This is a genomic window from Streptomyces similanensis, from assembly GCF_039543625.1.
In the GTDB taxonomy this organism is placed as follows: domain Bacteria; phylum Actinomycetota; class Actinomycetes; order Streptomycetales; family Streptomycetaceae; genus Streptomyces; species Streptomyces similanensis.
Genome location: NZ_BAABKC010000121.1, coordinates 1 through 3,985 on the forward strand (window position 1 = coordinate 1; position 3,985 = coordinate 3,985).

Here is a 3,985-nt window from a genome sequence, read left to right on the forward strand (position 1 = left end):
CCCACCGCCCACACCCTCATCACCCACCACCACACCACCTTCATCGAACCCAGCCCCCACCCCGTACTCGTGGCGTCTCTCCAGGACACGGCAGACGCCGCCGAGGCCGACATCGTCGCCGTCGGCTCCCTGCGCCGCGGCCAGGGCGGCCGCGCCGATCTCCTCACGTCCGCCGCGCACGCGTGGGCCCGTGGCGTTCCGGTCGACTGGGCCGCGCAGTACCCGGGCGGCCGCCGTATCGCCCTGCCCACCTATCCCTTCCAGCGCACCCGCTACTGGATCGACGCGCCGTCCGACGGCGCCGTGCGGTCCGGCGACGGTGGCGACGAGGAGTTCTGGGAGGCGGTGGAGGCAGCCGACACCGACGCCGTAGCCTCGGTACTGGGGCTGCGTGAGGACCGGCCGGACTGGCTGGGGCAGGCGATGCCCTCACTGGCCCGGCGCCGCGAGCTGAGGCGCGCGAGCGGCCGCCTCGACGCCCTGCGCTACACGGTCGAGTGGACGCCCGCGGCCGGGATCCGCGGCGGCGCGCCGACCGGCAGGTGGCTGGTCGTCACCCCGGACGGCGACCACGACGCCGCCTGGGCCCGGGCGGCCCGGGACGGGCTGCTCGCCGGCGGGGCCGAGGTGGTGGAGCTGCGGCTCGGCGCAGAGGACCGCGCCGCGCTGGGCGGCCGTCTGCCCCGTGACGTGGACGCGGTGCTGTCGCTGCTCGCGACGGGTGACGCGGTGGCTCCGCGGCACGGCGCCGTTCCGACGGGCACGGCCGCCACCTTGACGCTGCTGCACGCCCTCGCCGACGCGGGTCTGGACGTACCGTTGTGGACGCTGACCTCCGGCGCGGTCGCGGTGGACCGGGAGGACGCCCTGCGCAACCCCGCGCAGAGCCAGGTGTGGGGGCTCGGCCGGGTGGTCTCACTGGAGCAGCCCGAACGCTGGGGCGGGCTCGTGGATGTCCCCGCCGTGCCCGGTGAGCAGGCGCTCGCATGGCTGCTCGCCGTGCTGGCGCAGCGCGATGAGGACCAGGTCGCCGTGCGCGGGTCCGGCACCTTCACCCGGCGGCTGGTGCGTGCCGGTGCGGTGGGCCCGGTGCCGACGGAGCGCCGCACGCGCGACACGGTCCTCGTCACCGGGGGCAGCGGCGCGCTCGGCGCCCGGGTGGCGCGGCGCCTGGCCCGGGAAGGGGCACGGCATCTGGTGCTGGCGAGCCGGCGCGGCATCCGGGCGCCGGGCGCGGAGGCCCTCGCCTCCGATCTGCGGGCGCTCGGGGCCGAGGTCGACGTCGTGGTGTGCGACGTGGGCGAACGGTCCGACGTGGCGCGCCTGTTCGCCGAGTTCCAGGTGACCTCCGTGTTCCACGCGGCGGGGGTGCTCGACGACGCCGTAGTGGACTCCCTGACGGTCGAGCAGCTCGACCGGGTGTTGCGGGTCAAGGCCGAGGGGGCGCGCCACCTGCACGAACTCGGCGCGGAGCTGGACGAGTTCGTGCTGTTCTCCTCGATCGCCGGTGTGCTCGGCATTCCCGGCCAGGGCGGGTACGCGCCCGGCAACGCCTACTTGGACGCGCTGGCCGAACACCGGCGTTCTCTGGGGCTGCCCGCGACCTCCTACGCCTGGGGGCCGTGGGCGGGGGACGGAATGGCCGCGGTCGAGGGGGTGCAGGACCGGCTGCGGCGCCACGGGGCGCTGCCCCTCGATCCCGAGCCGGCGCTCCAGATCGTCACCCGCGGCGCCGACGAGGACGCCGCGGCCGTCATGGTGGCCGACATCCGCTGGGACAGGTTCCATCTCGCCTATTCCGAGGCCCGTTCCAGGCCGTTCATCGAGGACCTTCCCGAGGTCCGTGCCCTGCTGACCCCGGCGTCCGGCGGCCCGGACCACGAGGAGGGGCAGGGGCTGGCCGGCCGGGTGCGCTCGCTCTCGGGCGCTCCGCGTTCGGCGCTGGTGCTCGACGTGGTGCGCGCCCAGGTCGCGGCGGTCCTGGGACACACCGATCAGCTGCTCGTCGATGTCGGTCGTCCGCTGCGCGAGCTCGGGTTCGACTCGCTCACCGGGGTGGAGCTGCGCAACCGGCTGGCCGCCGAGACCGGGGTGCGGTTGCCGTCGACCCTGGTCTTCGACCATCCGACGGCCGCCGCGGTGGCGCGTCACGTCGCGTCGGTGCTGGCCGGTGAGGAGGAGGGCGAAGCGGTCGCCGTGGCCACCCAGGTGAGCGACGACGATCCGGTGGTCGTCGTCGCGATGGCGTGCCGCTATCCGGGAGACGTCGGTTCACCGGAGGACCTGTGGCGGCTCGTCGCCGACGGAGGGGAGTCCACCGGGGACTTCCCCACCGATCGTGGCTGGGACCTGCGGCAGCTCCTGTCCGGCGAGCAGGGCGCTCCCGGGCGTTCGGCGACCGGGCGCGGCGGTTTCCTGCACGACGCCGCGGACTTCGACGCGTCGCTGTTCGGCATCTCCCCGCGCGAGGCGCTGGCGATGGACCCGCAGCAGCGACTGCTGCTGGAGACCGCGTGGGAGACCTTCGAGCGCGCGGGGATCGACCCGATGTCGTTGCAAGGCAGCCGGACCGGCGTCTTCGTCGGTCTGACCTATCAGGACTACCAGTCCCGGATCACCGAGCCGCCGGAGGAGCTGGAAGGGTATCTGCTGACGGGGGCGACCGCGAGTGTGGCTTCGGGACGCATCTCGTACACCTTCGGGCTGGAAGGCCCGGCCGTCACCGTCGACACCGCCTGTTCCTCGTCGCTGGTCGCTCTGCACCTCGCGGCGGAGTCCGTCCGGCGCGGCGAGTCCTCCGCGGCGCTGGCGGGTGGCGTCGCTCTGATGGCGACGCCTCATATGTTCACGGAGTTCAGCCGTCAGCAGGGGCTCTCCCCGGACGGCAGGTGCAAGGCCTTCTCCAGCGACGCGGACGGGTTCGGGTCGGCGGAGGGCATCGGCCTGCTGCTGGTGGAGCGGCTCTCCGACGCCCGGCGCCACGGCCACCCGGTGCTGGCGGTGCTGCGGGGTTCGGCCGTCAACCAGGACGGCGCCTCCAACGGCCTCACCGCACCCAACGGCCCCTCCCAGCAACGCGTCATCCGCCAGGCCCTCGCCAACGCCGGGCTGCGCCCCGACGAGGTGGACGCCGTCGAGGCCCACGGCACCGGCACCCGCCTCGGCGACCCCATCGAAGCCCAGGCCCTCCAAGCCACCTACGGACAGGACCGCGAACAACCCCTCTGGCTCGGCTCGGTGAAGTCCAACATCGGTCACACCCAGGCCGCCGCCGGCGCCGCCGGCGTCATCAAGATGATCCTCGCCATGCGGCACGGCACCCTCCCCCGCACCCTCCACATCGACGAACCGACCCCGCACGTCGACTGGACGGCGGGCGCCGTCTCCCTGCTCACCGAGGAACAGCCCTGGCCCGACCACGACCGGCCCCGCCGCGCCGCCGTCTCCTCCTTCGGCGTCAGCGGCACCAACGCCCACGTCATCCTCGAACAGCCGCCCGCCTCCGACGAGTCCACGGCCGGGTCCGCGGCCGGTGCGCCGGTTGCCGGCGTCGTCCCGTGGACGGTGTCGGGCAGGACGGCCGAGGCACTGCGCGCTCAGGCCGGGCGGCTGCTGTCCCTCGCCGGCCAGGACCCGGCCGATGTCGGCTATTCCCTGGCCACCGCGCGGGCGACGCTGGAACACCGCGCCGTGGTGATCGGCGCCACCGACGAGGAGCGGTCCGCCGGTCTGGAGTCCCTCGCGGGTGGTGCGCCCGCGGAGAACGTCATCGAGGGGGTCGCGTCCGCCGGGGGCAAGGTGGTCTTCGTGTTCCCCGGACAGGGCTCGCAATGGGCGGGCATGGGAGCCGGCCTCCTCGACACCTCACCGGTCTTCGCCCACTGGATCGACCGCTGCCAACAAGCCCTCGCCCCCTACACCGACTGGTCCCTCACCGACATCCTCCGCGACCCCGACGCCCCCCTCCACCGCGTCGACATCGTCC

The 3,985-nt window shown here is 74.4% G+C and carries 1 protein-coding gene; it reads left to right on the forward strand.

Features of this window, described 5'->3' with window-relative positions:
• On the forward strand, positions 1 to 3,985 hold a 3,985-nt coding region (locus tag ABEB07_RS33510; protein ID WP_345671791.1), incomplete at both ends, for a type I polyketide synthase.